Raw genomic sequence first — 20,742 nt, forward strand, 5'->3', positions numbered from 1 at the left:
CAGATGACCACCGACACCGCACTCCGGCCCGCCCCCGCGCCCGGCTCCACGCCCGGCGCGGGGGCGCGGCCGCGCTCGCGCCTCTCCGGGGGCACCGCGACCGGCCTGGGCGCCGCGGTGCTCTACCTGAGCCTGATCGTGCTGATCCCGCTGGCCCTGGTGGTCTGGCGCTCCGCCGACCACGGCCCCGGCTACTTCTGGCGCGCGGTCACCACCCCCGACGCCTGGGCGGCGCTCACGCTGACCATCGGCGCCTCGGTGATCGTCGCGCTGGTCAACCTCGTCATGGGCACGCTCATCGCCTGGGTGCTGGTCCGCGACCGCTTCCCGGGCAAGGCCGTCGTCGACACCGTCATCGACCTGCCGTTCGCACTGCCGACGATCGTGGCCGGCCTCGTGCTGCTCGCGTTGTACGGCCCGGAGAGCCCCCTCGGGATCAACCTCGCGTACAGCAGGGCGGGCGTGATGCTCGCGCTGCTGTTCGTCACGCTGCCGTTCGTCGTGCGGACGGTCCAGCCGGTGCTGCTCGAACTCGACGCGGACATGGAGCAGGCGGCGGCCTCCCTCGGCGCAGGGCCGTTCCAGATCTTCCGGCGGATCATCCTGCCCAACCTGGTGCCCGCGATGCTGTCCGGCACCGCGCTCGCGTTCACCCGGTCGATCGCCGAGTTCGGCTCGACGGTCCTGATCTCGGGGAACCTCCCCTTCAAGACCCAGGTCGCGGCGGTGAACATCTTCAGCCAGATCGAGGGGGACAACACCACGGGCGCGGCCGCGATCTCGACCGTGCTGCTCGTGGTGGCCCTGGTCGCGCTGATCTCGCTCGATCTCCTGCAACGCTGGGGGAACCGCCGTGGCTAAGTACGCTCTGCGCGCGCTCGCCCTCGTCTATCTGCTGTTCCTGCTCGTGCTGCCGGTCGCGCTGATCGTCTGGCGGACGTTCGGGGACGGGTTCGGGCCGTTCGCCGAGGCGCTGACCTCGCCGTCGGCCCTGCACGCGTTCCAGGTCACGCTCACCGTGGCCGTCTGGGCCGTGGTGGCCAACACCCTGTTCGGGATCGGGGTGTCGATCCTGCTCGTCCGGCACTCGTTCCCCGGGAAGAGGCTGCTCAACGCGTTCATCGACCTGCCGATGGCCGTCTCGCCGGTGGTCGTCGGGCTCGCGCTCATCCTCGTGTACGGCCGGTTCGCCCCGGTCGGCGGGCTGCTGGAGAGCTGGGGCATCCAGGTGATCTTCTCCACGCCGGGAATGGTGCTGGCCACGGTGTTCGTGTCGCTGCCGCTGGTGGTGCGGGCCGTCGTGCCGGTGCTGGAGGAGCTGGGCGACGAGCAGGAGCAGGCCGCGCACACGCTGGGCGCGAGCCGGTTCCAGGCGTTCCTGCGCATCACCCTCCCCGGCATCCGCTGGGCCCTCGGCTACGGCGTGGTGCTCTGCCTGGCGCGCTCCCTCGGCGAGTACGGCGCGGTCGCGGTCGTCTCCGGCCGCCTGGTGGACCAGACCCAGACGCTCACACTGTTCGTCGAGGAGCGCTTCCAGAACTTCGACCAGCCGGCCGCGTTCGCCGCGGCGACCGCCCTCGCGCTCATCGCGGTGGTCACCCTGCTGCTCACCAAGCTCCTGCGCCCGAAGGATTGACGCCCATGGCCATCGAAGTACGAGACGTGAACAAGTCGTTCGGGGCGACGCCCGTCCTGCGCGAGGTGTCCGTCGACGTCGCGTCCGGGTCGCTGACGGCACTGCTCGGCCCGAGCGGCGGCGGCAAGTCCACGCTGCTGCGGGTCATCGCCGGGCTGGAGCAGCCCGACACCGGCACCGTCCGCATCTCCGGCGTGGACGCGACCCGGCTGTCGCCGCAGCGGCGCAACGTCGGCTTCGTCTTCCAGCACTACGCCGCCTTCAAGCACCTCTCGGTCTTCCGCAACGTGGCGTTCGGGCTGGAGATCCGCAAGCGGCCCAAGGACGAGATCCGCAAGCGGGTCATGGAGCTGCTGGAGCTCGTCCACCTGGAGAAGATGGCCGACCGCTACCCCTCACAGCTGTCCGGGGGCCAGCGCCAGCGGATGGCCCTGGCCCGGGCGCTCGCCGTGGAGCCCGAGGTGCTGCTGCTCGACGAGCCGTTCGGCGCCCTCGACGCGCAGGTCCGCAAGGAGCTGCGCACCTGGTTGCGCCGCCTGCACGACGAGGTGCACGTCACGACCGTCTTCGTCACCCACGACCAGGAGGAGGCGATCGAGGTCGCCGACACGATCGTGGTCCTGGCGAACGGCGAGGTGGTGCAGGTCGGCAGCCCGGCCGACGTGTACGACAACCCCGCCAACCCGTTCGTGATGCGCTTCCTCGGCCCGGTCACCGAGATCGGCGGCAGCCTCGTCCGCCCGCACGACATCGAGATCAGCGTCGACCCGATCGAGGGCGGCACCCCCGCGACCGTCTCCCGCGTCGTACGGCTCGGCTTCGAGGTGCGGGTGGAGGTCGAGGTCGGCGGCCAGGAGGCCTGGGTCCAGGTGACCCGGGAGTTCGCCGACCGCCTCGGGCTCGAACCGGGGGACGCCGTCGTCGTCAGGCCCGCCCCCGGCGCCCGATCCCTGGCTCTCAGCGCCGTGTGACAGATGCGGCTATCCGCCCGGACGCAGTACGCCCTGCGCGCCGCCGCCGAACTCGCGGCGGCGCCGCCGGGACCGGTCCCCGCCGAGAAGATCGCGGTGGCCCAGGACATCCCCCGCCGATTCCTCGACAACATCCTGCTTCAGCTGCGCCGCGCCGGCCTGATCCACAGCCAGCGCGGCCCGGACGGCGGCTACTGGCTGGCCCGGCCGGCCACGGAGATCACCCTCGCCGACGTGATCGTGGTGGTGGAGGGCGTCTCCCAGGACAGCGAGCGGTTCCCCGGCGTCGCCGGGCCCCTGGCCAACGTCTGGAGCGCGCTGCGCGAGTACGAGCACGCGACGCTCACGGAGATCACCCTGGCGCATATCGCCAGTGGTTCCCTTCCGCCCCTTTAGTTGTGGAAGACTCCGCAATCAGTGAAATGTGCCAGGCGTAGAGGCAGGGCGGGATGGGGACTGCTGGGCAGCTCATCGTCAAGCGGTACCAGCTGGTGCGCGCCCTCGGTCACGGCGGGACGGGCATCGTCTGGGAGGGCTACGACACGCTGCTCGACCGTCCGGTCGCCGTCCGGGAGGTGCTGCTGCCCGACGGGCTGACCGAGACCCGCCGGCTCCAGCTCGCCCAGCGCGTCGCCCGCGAGGCCCGGCACGCCGAGCGGCTGCGCCACCCCCACGTCGCCGCGGTGTACGACGTGGCGGAGGAGGACGGCGTCCCCTACGTGGTGATGGAACTGGTCCGCTCCCGCTCGCTCGACGGGCTCGTGGCGAGCGACGGGCCGCTCACGCCCGAGGCGGCGGCGCCGATCGCCCGCAAGGCGCTCGCCGCGCTCACCCACGCCCACGCCCACGGCGTACGGCACGGCGACGTCCGGCCGTCCAACGTCCTGATCGCGCACGACGGACGGGTGCTGCTCGCCGACTTCGGCGTCGCGGCGCTGGCCGCCGACCCCGCCTTCGCCCGGACCTCGGCGCAGCGGTCGCCGGCCCACGGCGAGCCGGTCAGCGCGACGCGCGGCGTGGCGGCGTTCCTCGCGCCGGAGCGGGCCGACGGCGGCCCGCTCACCGCCCCGGCCGACCTGTGGTCGCTCGGCGCCACCCTCCATTTCGCCCTCACCGGGCGGCCTCCCGGCGCCCGCGCGCAGGAGGAGGTCCCCGAGGCGCTCCGGCCGGTCGTGTCCGGCCTGCTGGCCCGGGACCCGCGCAAAAGACTCGACCCGGAGGAGGCCAACCGCGCCCTCGCGGCCCTGGAGCCGCCGCCCGCGCCACCGGCGCCGCGCGTCCGGGAGAGCCGGACTCGCCTGCTCGCGGGCATCGCCTTGGCGGCGCTGGTCGCGGGCGGAGCAGGCGGCTGGGCCATGCTGCGGCCGCATTCCGGCGCGTCCGCCGTCCCGGAGCAGCCGCTCGCCGCGACCGCCGCCGTCACCCCGGCGGCGCCGTCGCCCTCGCCGTCCCCCAGCGCCGCGCGCCGGCTGAAGCTGAAGTGGTACGCGGCGCAGGCGGGCTGGCGGGCCGCCGTGCCGAAGGGCTGGACCCGCGAGGACGGCGACTACGCCGTCCGCTGGCTCGACCCGCGTGGAGCGGCCCAGCTCACCGTTGAGGTGACGGCCCAGAGCGGCACCGATCCCCTGGGAGCGCTCCACGAGGCCGAGGCGATCCTCTACCCGACGGTGAAGGGCTACCGGAAGCTGCGGCTCAGGTCCACCACCACGCCGTACGGCCCGGCCGCCGACTGGGAGTTCTCCTGGACCCAGCGGAAGGCGTCGGCCCCCGACCACCTCGGCAAGGGCGCCGCCTACCACCAGTACCGCCGGGTGATCTCCACGCCCACGACGACGAGCGTGCTCACCTGGACGACCACGGCGGCCGACTGGGACCGGCTGCGTCCCACGCTCGTCAAGGCGTTCCAGATGTTCCAGCCGCCCGCCTGACAATCCTTTCCACTTCCCCCGCCGCGTCCGGACCCCGGCGGGGGCCGCGCTGTGCCATGCTTCCTGATGGCAGTGATAACGGTTTTCATGACTAGAACAGAGGAGACTCTCGTGCGGGTGGCCTTCGTCGGCAAGGGCGGGAGCGGGAAGACGACGCTGTCGGCGCTGTTCGCGCGCTACGCGGCGCGGCGCGGTCCGGTGGTCGCGATCGACGCCGACATCAACCAGCACCTCGGCCTCGCGCTGGGCGCGGCCGAGACCCCGCGCCCGCTCGGCGGCATGCTGACCGAGATCAAGGACTATCTGCGGGGGGACAACCCGCTGATCCGCGACGCGGCGTCGATGGTCAAGACGACCCCGCCCGGCCGCGGCTCCCGGCTGGTCAGGCTCGGCGACCCGTTCTTCCCGTCCTGCCGGGTGGCGGGCGTGTCCCTGATGGTGACCGGCCCGTTCGGCGAGGAGGACCTCGGGGTCGCCTGCTACCACTCGAAGGTCGGCGCGGTCGAGTTGTTCCTCAACCACCTGGTCGACGGGCCCGGTGAGTACGTCGTGGTGGACATGACGGCGGGCGCCGACTCGTTCGCCTCCGGCCTGTTCACCCGGTTCGACCTCACCTACCTCGTGGCCGAGCCGACCCGGCAGGGCGTCGGGGTCTACCGGCAGTACCGCGACTACGCGGCCGACTTCGACGTGGCGATCGCCGTGGTCGGCAACAAGGTCCAGTCGCCCGGGGACGTCGACTTCCTGCGCGAGCACGTCGGCGACGCCCTGCTGACGTGGTTCGAGCACTCCCCGGCCGTCCGCGCGCTGGAGCAGGGGCGGCCGTTCGCGCTGGGCGACCTCGAGCCCGCCAACCTCCGCGCTCTCGGCGCGCTGCTCGACCGCCTCGACCGCCAGCCGAAGGACTGGGAGAGGTTCGGCAGGCAGGCGGCCGAGTTCCACCGCAGGAACGCCCTGACGTGGGCCAACCGCGCCGCCGGCGAGGACCTGACCGCCCAGATCGACCCCGGCTTCGTGTACGGCCCCGCGGTCGCCGCGCCCTGACGCCGCGCCGACGCGCGACGCCGCCGCTGAGCCGCCGCCGCTGAGCCGCCGCCGCTGAGCCGCCGCCGCTGAGCCGCCGCCGTGACGCCGCGCCCGTTCGCGACGACGCCGCCGCTGTGCCACCGGCGCCCACCGACGTCGCCTCCGCATCAGATGGAGGCGGTCCCCCTCGGAAGCACCGTCATGTCCGTCCTCGGAGAGGAGAACCCATGTCACTGACCGTCCCCGCCGAACTGCTCGGCCAGGCCCGTGGAGGCGAGGTCGACGACGAGGCGTTCGTCGCCTGCGTCCGCGACTCGCTGCCGTACGCCTGGGCCGTCATCAGTGAGCTCGTCGAGCGGCGCGGCCGCACGGGAGCCGAGTTCGCCGACAACCAGGTGCCCCCTACAGACGAGGCCGCCCGCGGCCAGCTCCTGCGGTGCCTGGCGAGCGACGCCATGCGCGGCGCCCTGGAACGGCACTTCGGCGTACGGCTGGCGTTCCAGAACTGCCACCGGGTGGCGGTGTTCCACCCGTCCGCCGCGGCCGCCCACGCCGAGTTCGTGACGCCACGCGCCCAGATCCTGAACCAGAGACCCGACCTCGTCGACTGCTGACCGGCGCCGGGGGGCGGTGGCCCGGTTCACACCGCCCCCGGGCGTCCCGGCTCGGCGGAGCCGAGTCCCACCCGCCGTGCCCTGACAATGGCCTGCGCCCGATCGTCGACCCGCAACTTCGCGAAGATGCTGGAGACGTGGTTGCGCACGGTCTTCTCGCTGAGAACGAGACGGCGGGCGATCTCGGTGTTGTTCAGCCCGTCGGCCACCAGCCGCAGCACCTCGACCTCCCGGTCGGTGAGCTCGGGCAGGGGCCGGGCGGCCCGGCCTCCGGCGGGGGCGGCGGCGAAGTAGGCGAGGGCCCGCTCGGCGACACCGGCACCGAAGATCACCTCTCCGAGGTGGACGGTCCTGACCGCCCGGACGATGTGCTCCTGCTCCGCGCCCTTCACCAGGTAGCCCCGGGCTCCCGCGCGCATCGCCGTGAACAGCGACTCGTCGTTGTCGAACATCGTGAGCACCAGCACCGCCACCTCGGGAAGCCGCCGGCGCAGTTCCCCGATCGCCTCGACGCCGTTCATGCCCGGCATGTCGAGGTCCAGCAGCACCACGTCCACGCCCAGGTCGGCGGCGAGCTCGACGGCGGCCCGGCCGTCCGCGGCCTCCCCCACGACGACCAGCCCGTCCACGTCGGCGAGGGCCGCCCGCAGGCCGTACCTGAACATGGGATGGTCATCGGCGATGAGCACCCTGATCGGCTCCCTGTCCGCCACCTCATCCCTCCAGCCGCAGTGTCGCGAGGACCAGTGTGCCGCCGCCGGCGGCCGGGCCGACCTCGCACGTGCCGCCGAGCTCGGCCGCCCGCTCCGCCATCGACCGCAGCCCGAGGCCCCGTCCCGTCCGCCCCGGCTCGACTCCGGTCCCGTCGTCCCGTACGGCCAGCCTGAGCATGCCGGCCTCGGCCGCCAGTCCGACCTCGCACACGCGGGCGTCCGCGTGCCGTGCCACATTGGTCAGCGCCTCCAGCGCGATCCGGTAGGCCGCGAGCTCGACCGCCGGGACGAGCGGGGGCAGGTCGCCGGGCGCCGTGACGGTGATCGTCAGCGCGCCGCCCGTCCGGGCCGACAACGTGTCGGCGTGACGTCGCAGGGCCGCGACGAGGCCGAGGTCCGCGAGCCCCTCCGGACGGAGGTCGGCGACGAGGCGGCGGACCTCGTCGAGGCCGCCCAGCACCTCGGACTCCAGACGTCCGAGCAGGTCGGCCGGTCCCGAGTCGCCGACGGCCCGGCGTGCCGCGCCCAGGCCCAGAGCCACGCCGGCCAGCGTGGGGCCGAGGCCGTCGTGCAGGTCCCTGCGGATGCGGTGCCGCTCCTCCTCCCGGGCCGCCAGTACCCGGTCGCGGGAACGCCTCAGGTCACGCGTGAGCCGGACGCCGTCGGCCGCGGCGCCCGCGTGCCGGGCGAAGTCGTGCAAGAGACGCTCGTCGGCCGGATCGAGCCCCCGCCGGCCCTCGCGCAGCCCGATCGTGAGGCGTCCCACGTCCTCGCCCGCGTGCCGGAGCCGCAGGTCGACGAGATCGGCGGGCGGCTCGCCGTACCGGGACGCGGGGACGTCCTCCCCATCGAGGGTCACCGCCGCGTACGGCAGGCGCAGACCGGTCGCCACCGTCCGGACGATGATCGGCAGCACCTCGTCGGGCGCGATGGCGCCCGAGAGCCGGCGCCCCAGATCCGTGATCGCGGTGTAGGGGTCGCGGCTGCGCCCGTAGAGGAGTCGGTCGACGGTCCGCTGGACGAGCGCCCTGGCGGGCGAGAGTCCGAGGGCGATCACCACCGCGGCGGCCACGGCTCCGGTGCCCCCGCCACCGACCATGGTCGAGGCGAGGCCGACGAACAGCCCGAAGACCCCGGCGACAAGGACGGTCAGCGCGACGTACACCAGGGTGCGGCCGAGCAGGCGGTCGGCCTCGAACAGCCCGTGCCGGATCGTCGCGACGCCCAGGGCGACGGGGAAGAACCCCCACGCCGCGGCGGGGAGCAGCCCGTTGTGGTCCGGGACGAGCTGTGCCAGCAGTCCGACGAGGAAGGGGACGAAGAACCAGCCGATGCGGCGCCGCTCGGGCCCGTCCGCCCGTCGCATGCGCAGCAGCAGTCCCGCCGCGCCCGCCACGCCGCACGCCGCCGCCAGGGCGAGCGACGCCGCCCCCACCGCCGCCAGGGCCGGTTCCGCCGCCCGGGGCAGGGCGAGGGGATCGCTCCACCGCGGGAACTCCTCCCGCATCGGCGCGCCGGACATCACGATCGCGGCCGTGCCGCAGGCGACGGCGACGCCCCCCGCCCACAGCAGGGGACGCCACCGCCGCGAGGCGACCCTCCCGTCGGGGAACAGCGGGGTGATGAACGCCGCCGCGAGCAGCATCCCGGGGAACCACACGTAGCCCCCGGTGAAGGCGGCCACCCCCGCGAGCGGCGGTGGCGGAGTCCGCTGCGCGTACTGCGCGCCGAGCACGGACAGACCCTGGAACTGACCCTCCGCGACGAGGACCCAGCCGAGCGCGTGGCCCGGCCGGCCCCGCACGACCACGGCGCCGGCGACGCCGAAGGACACGGCCACGACGGCCGCGGTCACCTCGTTCGCCGCGACAAGCCGCGCCGGCGTCTGCCCGTTCACCCGCGCGAGGACGGCCCACAGCAGCGCCTCGACCACAGCGGCGACGCCGAGGGCCAGGGCCACGGTGGACCGGGCGGCCCGGCGGCCGGCGTCCGCGGGGACGGCGACCGCCGCCGGGCCGATAGAGGTCATGGCCGCTCCGTCACGCCGCCGCGGCCGTCCGAATCGTCCGCCACGGGCGTGCGCAGCAGTGCCGCCGCCATCCAGACCAGTCCCGCGGCCGCGATCAGCGTGCTCGGGAACGGCGGGTCCGCCAGTTGCGTCAACTGGAAGGCGACCAGCAGTGCCGCGGCCGCCCGGGGGAGGGCGCGGGAGCGCCATACGGCCGCCATCATCACGACGATACCGACGAAGGCCCCGGCGAAGAACATCACCGTGAAGACCGTTCCGGGCAGCGACCCGTCGGGGCCGTCGCCCAGCGCCGCCGCGAACGCCGTGGCGTCGATCTTTCCGCTCCGGGCCACCATCTGACCGGCCATCTCCACCCCGGCGATCATGGCCTGCCCCGTGAGCCCGAGGACCAGGAGCACGGCCCCGGCCCAGGCGAGCCGCGGGGACCGGCGGCGGGACAGCAGCAACCAGACGGCGGTCGCGCCGAGCAGGCAGGGTGTGGCGAGCATGTCGGCCGTGAGGGCGATCCCTGCCGGGCCGGGGTGGGCGGCGGTCCAGGCCGACGAGGCCGCGCCGTCGAGATCCGGCTCCACGACGTCGGCGGCGGCCCACAGCAGCCCGGACAGGGCCAGGGTCGTCGCGCCGGCGACGCGGGCGGCGCCGCTCCAGGTGGCGGCGGGTGAGTTCGTTCGGACGAGACTGTCGAGAGATGTCATGGTGGCTCCGTTCGCGACGGCCGTGATCCGGCCGAGTGGCAGAACGGTCCACCGGGACCTGTCCCGGCCGCATCGGTCCGGTGTCCCGTCCGGGGCCGGAGCGCGCCGCTCAGGCGGAGCGCAGGGCCGGGAGCGCGCCGCTCAGAGGGAGCGCAGGGCTGGGAGCACCTCGGCGCCGAGGCGGGCGACGGTCTCCAGCGTGCGGGCGGGCGAGCCCGTACCCTCGACCATCAGCACGAGATGCCGCAGCCCGGTCCGCGCCACCGTCGCGCGCATCTTCTCCACACAGTGCTCCGGCGAGCCCACCGGGTGGATCCGGCACAGCAGGTCCACGTACGCGGGGACGTCGCGCCGCGGCCGCGGACGGCCGTCGACGGGCACGTAGCCGGCGAGCCCCGGCTCGAGCCACCGCGGCAGCGTCTCCTTCAGCTCCCGTACGGCCCGGGGGGTGCTGTCGGCCACATGGCAGACGGCGGCGGCGATGTGCGCGGGCCGGACGTCCTCCTCGCAGACGTGCGAGCGCCCGGCGACGCCCTCGCGGGCCTCGTCGTAACGGGCGACCATGTCCGCCTTCTCCTCGTCGCCGACGTGCATGCCGAGCAGCATGGGCAGTCCGCGCCGGGCGGCGTGGCGCGCGGTGCCGTCCGAGGTGCAGGCGACGACGGGCGACATCCGGGCCGGCGGCGCCACGGGGACCTCGCGGAAGCGGAAGAAGTCGCCGTCCGCCGATACCGGCTTCCCGGAGAGCGCCTGGCACAGCAGGTCGAGCGCCTCCGGGAAGCCCCTCTCGTAGCGGTCGAGCCCGGTGCCGAAGACCTCCAGCTCCAGCCACGGCCCGCCGCGCCCCACCCCGAGCCGGAACCTGCCGCCCGACGCGTGGTGCAGCACGGCCGCCTGCTCGGCGAGTGCCACCGGGTGCTGGGCCGGCAGCACGCTGACCGCGGTCCCGACCGTGATCCGCGAGGTGCGGCCCAGCGCGACGGCGGCGAGCGTGGCCGCCGAGGGGCAGACGCCGTACGTCATGAAGTGGTGCTCGGCGATCCAGGCGTCGTCGAACCCGGCGCGCTCCGCCGCCTCGACCAGCTCCACCGTGTGGCGGAGCACGTCCCCCGGGTCGGCGCCCGGGAACCCGGCCGCGATCAGGAAGACGCCCACCCGAAGGGGGCTCAGCGCGCGCCGCCGTTGACGTAGACGGTCTGGCCGCTGACGTACGACGCGTCGTCGGAGGCGAGGAAGGCGACGACGGCCGCGATCTCCGTGGGCTGGCCCACCCGGCGCAGCGGGATGGCCTGCGCGGCGGCCGCCTGGTGCTCCTCGGGCGTCACGCCCACCCGTACGGCCGTGGCCTCGGTCATGGGCGTGGCCACATAGCCGGGCGCGACCGCGTTGACCCGCACGCCGAACGGCCCGAGTTCGAGGGCGAGTGTCGCGGTGAGCCCCTGGATGCCTGCCTTGGCCGCGGCGTAGTTGGCCTGGCCGCGGTTGCCCAGCGCCGACCGGCTCGACAGGTTGACCACCGCGCCCGACCGCTGGTCGACCATGTGCTTCTGCACGGCCCGCGTCATCAGGAAGGCGCTCTTGAGGTTGACGTCGATCACCTTGTCCCAGTCGTCCTCGGACATCCGGAACAGCAGGTTGTCGCGGGTGATGCCGGCGTTGTTGACGAGCACGTCGATCCGGCCGAACTCGGTGACGACGTCGGACACGAGCGCCTCCACCTGACCGGAGTCCGAGACGTCGCATCCGAAGGCCGCGGCGCTGCCGCCCGTGACCGCGATCTCGTCGATGATCGAGGCGCAGCGGGCGGCCGTCAGGTCGACGCAGCCCACCACGGCCCCCTCCGTCGCGAGCCGCCGCGCCGTCGCGGCGCCGATGCCCCGCGCCGCGCCCGTGACCAGCGCGTACTTGCCGGTGAACCTGGACATGACAAAGTCCTCCTCGCCCCGAAGCCCGATCACGCAGAAACCTACTCCCCGCGACCGCCGCGGGGCCGTCATGCCACGGGACGGACCGGGCTCGCGTAGAGGGAGGCCACCGCGGCCTCCAGGGCGTCGAACGTGCGGCCGACGAGCACGATGTGGTCCCGCCGGACGTCCTCGGCCGGCTCCCCGGCGATGATCCTGCGGGCGCCCTCCAGGTAGGCGGCCCGGTACGCGGCGACGGCGAGCGCCCCGGCGATCCGGGGACGGGGGTCGCCCGGCGGGTGGCCGGCCGCCTCGGCGACCTCGGCGAACAGGCGGGCGACGACGTCCTCCATCTCCTCGCCGAACTCCCGCGCCCGCGCCCGCAGCGCCGGCGACTCGGCCACCACGTGCCAGAAGTGCTGGTAGCCGGCGCCGATTCCGCCGAGGGGATGGCCCTCCTCCAGCAGCCCGACGAACAGCCGCCGCAGCGACGCCAGCGGCGTCTCCCCCTCGGCGCGCCCGCGCACGGCGGCGGTGACCAGATCGACGGCCTGCGGGAAGCGGTCGAGGAAGAGGTCCTCCTTGCGGGGGAAGTAGTTGAACACCGTCTTCGTCGACACCCCCGCCGCCTCGGCGACCTCGGCGACCGTGACGTTGTCGAACCCCCGCACGATGAACAGCCCCGACGCGACGTCCGAGATCAGCTGCCGGGTCTGCGTCTTCTTCCGTTCCCGCAGTCCCATCTCCTGAGCCATGCCAACACTATAGTTGCTAAAAAGTTTTATTCAACGTAAGTTTCTAGCCGATGTACGAAGAGACGGAGGGGACGGCATGACGGGGTACGACGTGGACGTGGTGGTGGCGGGCGGCGGCCCGGTCGGGCTGATGCTCGCGTGCGAGCTCCGGCTCGGCGGGGCCTCGGTCCTGGTGCTGGAGCGCCTGACCGAGGTGGACCCGACCATCAAGGCGGGCGCGCTGAACGCGCCCAGCGTGGTGGCGCTCTACCGGCGCGGCCTCCTGCCCGCGCTGAAGGAGGCCCACGACCAGACGATCGCCCGGATGACGCAGTTCGTCCGGGGACGCTCCCCCGAGAAGGCGCCTGGGGAGGACCCGGCCACGACTGGAGACACCCGGGCGCCGGGAGACGGACCGGCGAAGGCGCCGGGGGACGGGCCCGGGAGAACGCCGGGAGACGGGCCGATGAGGACGCCGCCGCGGTTCGCCGGGCACTTCGCCGGGATCATGCTTCGCGGCGACCTGCTCGACGAGACCGACCCCGAGCTGGGCGGTCTCGGTCCGGCCGCGGGCGTCGGCCTCGTCGCCCAGCAGGATCTCGAACGCATCCTCGGCGCCCGCGCCGCCGAGCTGGGGGCCGAGGTGCGGCGGGGCGTCGAGGTGACCGGGTTCGAGGCGGACGACGACGGCGTGACCGTGACGGCCGGCGGCGAGCGCGTCCGGGGGCGGTGGCTCGTCGGGTGCGACGGCGGCCGCAGCACGGTCAGGAAGCTCGCCGGCTTCGACTTCCCCGGCACCGGCCCCGAGATCACGGCCTACCAGGCGCTGGCGGAGATGGAGGGCACCCAGGACCTGCGCCTCGGCTGGAACGCCACGCCCACCGGTGTCTACACGCACGGCCCGGTGCCGGGACGGATCCTGACCGTGGAGTTCGACGGCCACCCGGCCGACCGCACGAGCCCCGTGACCGCCGAGGAGCTCCAGGCGTCGATCCGCCGGGTCACCGGGGCCGACGTCGTGGTGAACAGCGTCGTCACCGCGACCCGCTTCACGGACAACGCGCGGCAGGCCACGACGTACCGGATGGGCCGGGTGCTGCTCGCGGGGGACGCGGCCCACGTCCACTCGCCGTTCGGCGGCCAGGGGCTCAATCTGGGGCTGGGCGACGCGATGAACCTCGGGTGGAAGCTGGCCGCCGTCGCCTGCGGGCACGCGCCCGGGGCCCTGCTCGACACGTACACGGCGGAGCGGCACCCGATCGGGGCGTGGGTCCTCGACTGGACCCGCGCCCAGATCGCGCTGATGCGGCCCGACCCGCACGCCCGCGCGCTGCGGGCCGTGGTGGACGACCTGCTCGCGACCGTGGCCGGGACCACGCACGTCGTGAAGCGGATCTCCGGCGTCTGGCAGCGGTACGACCTGCCCGGCGACCACCCGCTGACCGGCCGCAGCGCGCCCGACTTCGCGCTCGCCGACGGGTCGCGCCTGGCCGACCACCTCCGCGGCGGCCGCGCGCTGCTGATCGCCCCGCCCGGGCTTCCGCTGCCCGCCGTCGACGGCGACCTGGTGACGGTGATCGGCACGCCGATCGAGGACGACGACGCCCCCGGGGCCGTGCTCGTACGACCCGACGGGTACGTGGCCTGGGCGGCCGACGCCCCCGATCCGGCGGGCCTCGAGCGGGCTCTCGCGACCTGGTTCGGCGTTCCCGCGACCGTGGGCGGGGGCGTCGGATGACCCCCGGCCGGGCGGGGTGAAGGCCCACCGGGCGGTGGCTTTCGACCCGTCATCGCCCGGTCCGTCCGGGCTTGTCGATCGTTGACCGAATCTTTACCCGGAGCGGCTCTCGGCGCGCTCCGCGATCAGGGCTGTGACCTGCGGTTTCGTCGGCCCTGGTACCACTTAACCCAGGTCCCCCCAAGATGTCTCGTGTCATTTGGCATCAGGCGTGTTCGGCAGCCCCCATCATGTGCTCATGCCCGCTTTTGTCACCCTGTCCGGGCGCTCCGTGCGCCTGGAGCCGCTCAGCCTCGCGGTGATCGACGACCTCGTCGCCGCGGCGAATGAAGACCGTTCTACGTACGCCTTCACTCGCGTTCCCGCTGGCCGGGAAGAGATGGTCTCCTATGTGGAGGCCGCCTTGGCTGAGCAGGCGGAGGGCCGCTCGGTGCCCTTCGCCATCCGGTGGCTGCACACCGACCGCGTGGTCGGTGCCACCCGTCTGATGAACCTGGAGTATTGGCAGGGCCCGATGCCCTGGCCGCCGGGAACCAAGAGCGCGGTGGGCGAGGTCCCGTCCGTCGCGGACATCGGGTACACCTGGCTCGCCGCGTCGGCCCAGGGGACCGGTGTCAACCGGGAGAGCAAGTTCCTGATGCTCTCCCTGGCCTTCGAGACCTGGCAGGTGCACCGGATCACCCTCAAGGCAGACGTACGCAACACCCGATCCCGGGCCGCCATCGAGGCCCTCGGCGCACACCTCGACGGTGTGCGACGGGCGGACAGCCGAGGCGCCGACGACACGGTCCGAGATACGGCGTACTACTCCATCCTCGGCCCGGAGTGGCCCGTGGTGCGAGAACGGTTGTGCGCGAGGCTCGGCCTCGTGGAAGCGGCCTGACACCCACACGGACACGGATCACCACGGACGACGGCGCGGCCCGCCCCCCTGAGGGGACGGGCCGCGTCTGGTTTCGCGCAGTCGGAGGGATCAGGCCTCGTAGCCGTAGTCCTCGTCGTAGGCGTTGTAGAGGTCGTGCCACGAGCCGCACTTGACCGGGTAGTTGCTGTACAGGCCGACCTGGCAGACCTTGGCCTGGACCTGCGCCACGTCGTACCGCCAGAAGCTGATCGCCTTGTAGCCGCCGGCGCCGCAGTACTTGTACGACTTGATGCTGGAGGACCAGTCGTCCTCCTCGTCGTCCCAGGACGAGACGCGGAACTTGATGTAGGCGCACTTGCCGCCCTGGCCGTAGGTGCGGTGGTCGAGGTCGTAGAGCTTGCCGGTGATGTGGACGGCGTTGGACTCGTCGTCGTCGTAGTTGACGTCGATGTAGCCCTTGGCCTTCGCGAGGTGGTTCCAGGACCAGTACGGGCCCCAGTAGTCGTCGTAGTCGGACGAGTGCGAGGAGGCCGCGCTCGCGGTGGAGGCGTTGGCGGCGGTCGACAGGGCCGGGACACCCACCGCGACGGCGGCGGTGACGGCGGCGAGACCGAGGATGTTGCGGACGGAGCGACGCATTTCGATTCTCCTGAGGTGAGGACGATCCCCCGTTGCGGGGTGCTTCCGGGGTTGCACCTCAGTGATAGGCCGGGCCGCCTGCAACCTGCTTTCACCGGCCTGAAACCCGTTTGCAGGCCGCTTTCATCATTCTGAACGAGGTGTTAACAGCGCGATCACTCCTATTGAAGCGGAGTTCCTGGATCTATCATTTGGTCGGAAAACTTGCCATTGAGGCGATCTCGCACGTCAGGGTGGGATCGCGGGTACGGAGACACGTCAGATGCCCGGTCACGCCCCCGAGGACGGCCTGCGCTTCACCGTGCTGGGACCCGTCCTGGCGTGGCGCGACGCAGTCGAACTGGACCTCGGCACGCCTTTGCAACGCTCCATTCTGGCGATGCTGCTGCTCCGGGAGGGCCACGCGGTCACGCCGACCGAGATGATCGACGGGGTGTGGGGCGAGGACGCGCCGCCGCGGGCGCTGGGGGCCCTGCGCACCTACGTCTCCCGGCTGCGGACCGTGCTGGAGCCCGGCCGGTCCCCCCGCACCCGTCCCGAGCTGCTCACCTCCGTCGGCCGCGGCTACGCCCTGCGCCTGGACGCCGACCGGCTCGACCTCGGGGTCTTCGAGCGCGAGTGCGCGGCGGCGGAGTCCGCCCGGCGTTCCGGCGACCTGGAGGAGGCGGCCGGACGCCTTCGGGCCGCCCTGGCCCTGTGGACCGGGGAGCCGCTGGCCGGCGCCGTCGGCCCGTACGCCGAACACCAGCGCGGCCGGCTCGTCGAGCGGCGCATGGGCGCGGTCGAGACGTTGATGGACCTCGACCTGCGGCTCGGCCGGCACGGCGAGGTGATCTCCGAGCTGATCGCGCTCACGGCCGAGCACCCGCTGCGCGAGCGGCTGCGCGCCCAGCTCATGCTGGCCTACTACCGCTGCGGCCGGCAGGCCGAGGCGCTGGCCGTGTTCACCGACACCCGGGCCGCGCTGGTCGAGGAGCTCGGCATCGACCCCGGGGCCGAACTCACCGAGTTGCACCGGCGCATCCTCGCGGCCGACCCGTCGCTGGCCCTCCCGCGCGAGGCGGCGGCCGTGCGGGAGGCGCCCTCCACCGCGGAGCACGAACCGGACGAGCCGGTCATCGAGATGCCCCGGCCCGCCCAGCTCCCCGCCGCCGTCAGCGACTTCACCGGCCGGACCGGGCTCGTGCACCGCCTGCTCGGGCTGCTGCGCGGCGAGGGGCCGGGCGAGGGCGTGCCGGTCGCGGCCATGTCGGGCATCGGCGGCGTCGGCAAGACCACGCTGGCCGTCCACGTGGCGCACCTGGCCGAGGACGCCTTCCCCGACGGCCAGCTCTACGCGGACCTGCGCGGCTACGGCGCCGAGCCGACGCCGCCGGAGACGGCGCTCGTCGCGTTCCTGCGCGCCCTCGGCATCCCCGTGGACGTCATCCCGGACGGCCTGGCCGAGCGGTCGGCGCTGTTCCGGTCGCTGCTCGCGGAGCGGCGCATGCTGGTGCTGCTCGACAACGCCCGCGACGCCGAGCAGGTGGAGCATCTGCTGCCCGGCTCGGCCGGGTGCGCCGCGATCATCACGAGCCGGGGCAAGCTGGCCGACCTGCCCGCGGCCCGGCTGATCGACCTCGACGTCATGGAGCCCGACGAGGCCCTGTCGCTGCTGGCCGCCGTGGCCGGGCGGGACCGGGTCGCCGCCGAACGGGCCGCCGCGATGGACGTGGTGGCGGCCTGCGGGTTCCTCCCGCTCGCGGTGCGGATCGTCGCGGCCCGGCTGGCGGCCCGGCCCTCGTGGACGGTCGCCTCCCTCGTCCCCCGGCTGGCGGACGAGCGGCGCAGGCTCGACGAGATGAAGATCGGCAACCTCGCCGTCTCGGCCACCTTCGCCCTCGGGTACGGCCAGCTCGACCCGCGCCAGGCCCGCGCGTTCCGCCTGCTCTCGCTGCCCACCGGCTCGGACATCTCGGTCCTCGCCGCGGCGGCCGTGCTCGACCTCACGCCGTACGAGGCCGAGGACCTGCTGGAGTCGCTCGTCGACGCGAGCCTGCTCGAGGCCCCCGCGCCGGGCCGGTACCGCTTCCACGACCTGCTGAAGCTCTTCGCGCGGCGGCAGTCGGAGGAGGCGGACGACCCGGCCGCGCGCGCCCTCGCGCTGCGCCGGCTGCTCGGCTTCTACCTCGCCTCGGCCCGGTCGGCCCACCGGCTCGCGTACGAGGGCAGCGCGATCGCCGACAACCTCGTCGACCTCGGCGTCCAGGGGCACACGTTCTCCTCGGCCGACGAGGCCGTGGCGTGGCTGTCGGTGGAGGCGGAGGACCTGTTCGCCTCGATCGCGCAGACGGCGGCGCAGGCGGGCGGCGGCGACGACCTGCTGCCCGCGGCCGACCTGCTGCTCGCGATGGAGCCGCTGCTGGAGTCGGGCACGAACCAGCGCGAGTTCGAGCAGCGCGGCTCGGCCCTGCTGGCCGCGGCCGAGCGCGTGGGCGACCGGCATGCCGAGATGCGCTGCCGGTACGTGCTGGGCCGGGTGCTCTTCGGGGCGAACCGGCTGGACGAGGCCGAACGGCACTTCCTGGCGGCCCGCGACGCCGGGGAGGAGACCGGCGACCACGTCGTGCTCGGCGAGACCTGCAACGCGCTCGCGGTCGTGGCCGGCCGGCAGCGCCGGCACACCGAGGCGCTGGACTGGTTCGACCGGGCGAGCGCGATCTACCGGGAGGTCGGCAACCCCGCCGGAGAGGCGCTCGTGCTGAGCTACTCGGCCCGCGACCACCTCGGCCTCGGCCACCCCGAGGCGGCCATCGCCGCCTCCGAGCGCGGGCTGGCCATCTTCACCGAGATCGGCAGCGGCGCCGGGGTGGCGCGGGCGCGCTACCACCTGGGCATCGTGCTGTCGTTCGTCGGCCGGCTCAACGAGGCCGTCGTCCACCACGCCGAGTGTCTCGCGTTCTTCCGCGCCAGCAACCAGCGGGTGTGGGAGCAGCGGGTCTGCTACCGGCTCGCCGCGACGTTCATCGCCGCCGGGAGGTACGCCGAGGCCGTCCGCCACGCCGAGCAGGCGCTGACGGTCAGCCGCGAGATCACCCACCCGTACGGCGAGGCGCAGTCACTGGCCGCGCTCGGCAAGGCCCTCCTCGGGCTCGGCGAGACCGCCCGGGGGAGGGACGCTCTCGGCAAGGCCCTCGACCTGTTCGGCAGGCTCGGCTCCCCGGAGGCCGACGACGTCCGGGCCCTCCTGCGGGAAGTCGATCAGGTCGAGACGTAGGTCGTCGTCCAGGCGCGACATCCGGACGTGGTTGATCACCGGTTGCTCTCCCGCTCGATCGTCTCCGGCCGGACGTGCGCCCGCGCCGTGGGATGCCCGGCCGGCCGCCGGCCGTCACCGGGCGCGCAGGGGGCCCGGTCTCTTCCGGAGCGCCTGGTGACGGCTCGCCGCCTCACTCGGCGACCGGCCGGACTGGTCGCGCCCCCTTGGAGGGACGCTCCCGGTGGGCGAGGGTCCCGAACCCCCCCGGTCCCTCGCCCACCTCCACGGTCGCCGGTGCCGTTCAACGTCGGATCAACACGGGTTTGCAACGCCGGTCAGACGCCGTTCACGCCCCGATCGGCGCGGGCGGGTCGCGGTGCGCGGCCTCGTGGTCAGTGGGGGGCGGTCGCAGTGCGCGGCCTCGTGGTCAGCGCGGGGCGGGAACGCGTAAGAAGCCCTCGGCGACCAGCGACCGGAGGGCGGCGGGGGCGCGCTCGACCAGGGCCGCCTCGTCCTCCCCGGTCAGCTCGGCGATCGCGGCCAGCAGCGGCCGGGCCGGCAGGTCGCCGTCCACGACGCCCGCCAGGGCCGCCTCGACCGTCCCCACGACAGCCGTCCGGCGCAGCCCGCGGCTCTGCCGCAGCAGGATCCTCTCGGGGTGGTCGGCCCCCGGCGGGCCGATGCGCTCCTCGACCAGCCCCTCGGCCACCGCCAGCGGCGTGTCGAGCAGGTCGTCGCCGGACATCCGGTGCGCGGTCGCCGAGGCCCGCAGCACGTCCTCCACCTGCGCGCCCACGGGAAGCTCCACCTGCTGCGTGAGCTCCTCGACCCGCACGACCGGGTTCAGCGAGCCGGAGTCGTGCAGGGCGATCCAGCCGAAGCCGACGCCGGTGACGTCCATGGACTCCAGCCACGCCAGCCACTCGTCGTACCGCTCCCGGTAGGCCGACGTGCCGTGCTCGGCCGAGTCGCGCAGCCACAGCTCGACGTACTCGGCCGGATCCTGCACGTCCCGCTGCACGACCCAGCCGTCGCAGCCCGTCTCCTCCAGCCAGCCGCCCACCCTGTCCTGCCAGTCGTCGCCCTTGACGTGCAGCCAGTTGGCGAGGAACCGCGCGTGGCCGCCCGGCGCGAGGTGGCGCGGCGTGCCGCGGACGAGGTCGCGGCAGAACTCGTCGGCCCGGAAGCCGGACTCGCGGTAGCTGTAGCGGGCCGCCGGGGAGATCACGAACGGCGGGTTGGACACCACGAGGTCGAAGCGCTCGCCCTCGACCGGGTCGTACATCGACCCCTCCCGGGCGTCCACCCCGGTCACGTCGGACAGGCCCCAGCTCATACGGGCCAGCCGGAGCGCGCGGCGGTTCACGTCGGTGGCGACGACCTCGCCGGCCCGCCCGGCGAGGTGGAGGACCTGCACACCGCAGCCGGTGCCGAGGTCCAGCGCCCGGCCGACCGGCCCGGTCCACGCCAGCTGCGCCAGATTGGCCGACGCGCCCCCGGCGCCGACGACGTGGTCGGGCCGCAGCGACGGGTCCCCCGGCCGCACCTTCCGGTCGGAGACGACCCAGGCGGGCCGGTCGGCGCCGGTGTCCCAGGGCTGCAGGTGGACGGTGGCCTGGACGGTGTCGCCGAGCCGCACCAGCAGCCCGGCGTCGATGAGGTCGAACAGCGGCAGGTCGGCGGCCGCCATGCTCACCGGGGCGCCGAGCCACCACAGCCGGATCAGCGTCGCCAGCGGATCTCCGTCCCTGGTCGCCCGCATCGCGGGGACGATCTCCTCGCGGGCCAAGGCCGAGGCGGCGGCGTCGCCGAGCCGCTCCCGCACGCCGTCGATCGTGTATCCGGTCTCCGCGAGCCTGTCACGAAGCCGTCGGACCAGGTCAGAAGGGGCGTCCACGGAACGAATCTATCGCGGTGCGGCCGGGGCTCAGGCGGCGTTTCCGGATGTGGCCGCGGCCGCCGGCCGGCGGGAGCTGTAAGCGAGTCGCAAGTGCCGTTCAAGCGGGTGGGCC

18 protein-coding genes and 1 pseudogene are annotated in these 20,742 nt (G+C 73.9%); 11 read left to right on the forward strand and 8 right to left on the reverse strand.

The features are described from left to right. Positions 1–3: 3 nt before the first annotated feature. The 8 genes and pseudogenes from cysT (at position 4) to MPTA5024_RS15170 (ending at position 6,175) form a co-directional block, all read left to right on the forward strand. A complete protein-coding gene (gene cysT, locus MPTA5024_RS15140; RefSeq protein ID WP_036324680.1) occupies positions 4–861 on the forward strand; it encodes a sulfate ABC transporter permease subunit CysT in 858 nt (285 codons plus the stop codon). Continuing rightward, on the forward strand, positions 854–1,636 hold the full coding sequence (locus MPTA5024_RS15145; protein WP_036324681.1) for a sulfate ABC transporter permease subunit: 783 nt from the start codon (positions 854–856) through the stop codon (positions 1,634–1,636). Before cysT ends, MPTA5024_RS15145 begins: the two co-directional genes overlap by 8 nt. Positions 1,637–1,641: 5 nt before the next feature. Beyond that, a pseudogene (locus MPTA5024_RS15150) lies at positions 1,642–2,292 on the forward strand (sulfate/molybdate ABC transporter ATP-binding protein); the annotation flags it as partial. A gap of 36 nt (positions 2,293–2,328) precedes the next feature. Further along, positions 2,329–2,607, forward strand: coding sequence for a TOBE-like domain-containing protein (locus tag MPTA5024_RS44635; RefSeq protein WP_425560034.1), 279 nt, complete (start codon positions 2,329–2,331; stop codon positions 2,605–2,607). 3 nt (positions 2,608–2,610) lie between these two features. After that, positions 2,611–3,003: an RrF2 family transcriptional regulator gene (locus MPTA5024_RS15155; RefSeq protein ID WP_036324683.1), complete on the forward strand. Its 393-nt coding sequence runs from the start codon at positions 2,611–2,613 to the stop codon at positions 3,001–3,003. 53 nt (positions 3,004–3,056) lie between these two features. Next, positions 3,057–4,535 (forward strand): serine/threonine-protein kinase, encoded by a 1,479-nt coding sequence (locus tag MPTA5024_RS15160; protein WP_051458205.1) that lies wholly within the window; start codon positions 3,057–3,059, stop codon positions 4,533–4,535. Positions 4,536–4,646: 111 nt separating this feature from the next. Further along, entirely contained in the window at positions 4,647–5,579 is a 933-nt protein-coding gene (locus MPTA5024_RS15165; RefSeq protein WP_036324684.1) for an ATP-binding protein, read from the forward strand. A gap of 209 nt (positions 5,580–5,788) precedes the next feature. Then, positions 5,789–6,175, forward strand: a complete 387-nt coding sequence (locus MPTA5024_RS15170; protein ID WP_036324685.1) for an SCO5389 family protein — start codon at positions 5,789–5,791, stop codon at positions 6,173–6,175. A gap of 26 nt (positions 6,176–6,201) precedes the next feature. Here the strand turns inward: MPTA5024_RS15170 and MPTA5024_RS15175 are convergent, their stop codons facing one another. From MPTA5024_RS15175 to MPTA5024_RS15200, 6 genes are all read right to left on the reverse strand, one after another. Next, on the reverse strand, positions 6,202–6,888 hold the full coding sequence (locus MPTA5024_RS15175) for a response regulator (protein WP_232326475.1): 687 nt from the start codon (positions 6,886–6,888) through the stop codon (positions 6,202–6,204). 1 nt (position 6,889) lies between these two features. After that, on the reverse strand, positions 6,890–8,917 hold the full coding sequence (locus tag MPTA5024_RS43510; RefSeq protein ID WP_036324686.1) for a sensor histidine kinase: 2,028 nt from the start codon (positions 8,915–8,917) through the stop codon (positions 6,890–6,892). Further along, positions 8,914–9,612 carry a hypothetical protein gene (locus tag MPTA5024_RS15185; protein WP_036324687.1) on the reverse strand — a complete coding sequence of 233 codons (699 nt, stop codon included), beginning with the start codon at positions 9,610–9,612 and terminating at the stop codon, positions 8,914–8,916. The genes MPTA5024_RS43510 and MPTA5024_RS15185 overlap by 4 nt, the downstream gene beginning before the upstream one ends. A 141-nt stretch (positions 9,613–9,753) precedes the next feature. Continuing rightward, a complete protein-coding gene (locus MPTA5024_RS15190; RefSeq protein WP_232326476.1) occupies positions 9,754–10,767 on the reverse strand; it encodes an LLM class flavin-dependent oxidoreductase in 1,014 nt (337 codons plus the stop codon). A gap of 11 nt (positions 10,768–10,778) precedes the next feature. After that, entirely contained in the window at positions 10,779–11,537 is a 759-nt protein-coding gene (locus MPTA5024_RS15195) for a beta-ketoacyl-ACP reductase (RefSeq protein ID WP_036324688.1), read from the reverse strand. A gap of 68 nt (positions 11,538–11,605) precedes the next feature. Next, on the reverse strand, positions 11,606–12,271 hold the full coding sequence (locus tag MPTA5024_RS15200; protein WP_036324689.1) for a TetR/AcrR family transcriptional regulator: 666 nt from the start codon (positions 12,269–12,271) through the stop codon (positions 11,606–11,608). A gap of 76 nt (positions 12,272–12,347) precedes the next feature. On the opposite strand from MPTA5024_RS15200, the gene MPTA5024_RS15205 reads away from it, so the two are divergent. Then, the gene (locus MPTA5024_RS15205; protein WP_036324690.1) at positions 12,348–13,988 is read left to right on the forward strand and encodes an FAD-dependent monooxygenase; all 1,641 of its coding nucleotides are present in this window, start codon (positions 12,348–12,350) and stop codon (positions 13,986–13,988) included. 211 nt (positions 13,989–14,199) lie between these two features. Further along, positions 14,200–14,871, forward strand: a complete 672-nt coding sequence (locus MPTA5024_RS15210; RefSeq protein WP_232326477.1) for a GNAT family N-acetyltransferase — start codon at positions 14,200–14,202, stop codon at positions 14,869–14,871. Between the two features lie 90 nt (positions 14,872–14,961). Here MPTA5024_RS15210 and MPTA5024_RS15215 read toward each other — a convergent pair whose 3' ends face one another. Beyond that, positions 14,962–15,492: a hypothetical protein gene (locus MPTA5024_RS15215; RefSeq protein ID WP_036324692.1), complete on the reverse strand. Its 531-nt coding sequence runs from the start codon at positions 15,490–15,492 to the stop codon at positions 14,962–14,964. Between the two features lie 262 nt (positions 15,493–15,754). Here MPTA5024_RS15215 and MPTA5024_RS15220 point away from each other — a divergent pair, with 262 nt between their 5' ends. Next, entirely contained in the window at positions 15,755–18,748 is a 2,994-nt protein-coding gene (locus MPTA5024_RS15220) for an AfsR/SARP family transcriptional regulator (protein WP_036324693.1), read from the forward strand. 409 nt (positions 18,749–19,157) lie between these two features. On the opposite strand, the gene MPTA5024_RS15225 is transcribed toward MPTA5024_RS15220, so the two are convergent. Next, the gene (locus MPTA5024_RS15225; RefSeq protein ID WP_051458206.1) at positions 19,158–20,636 is read right to left on the reverse strand and encodes a DUF7059 domain-containing protein; all 1,479 of its coding nucleotides are present in this window, start codon (positions 20,634–20,636) and stop codon (positions 19,158–19,160) included. Between the last annotated feature and the right edge of the window lie 106 nt (positions 20,637–20,742).

The sequence above is a fragment of the Microbispora sp. ATCC PTA-5024 genome (assembly GCF_000511135.2).
In the GTDB taxonomy this organism is placed as follows: domain Bacteria; phylum Actinomycetota; class Actinomycetes; order Streptosporangiales; family Streptosporangiaceae; genus Microbispora; species Microbispora corallina.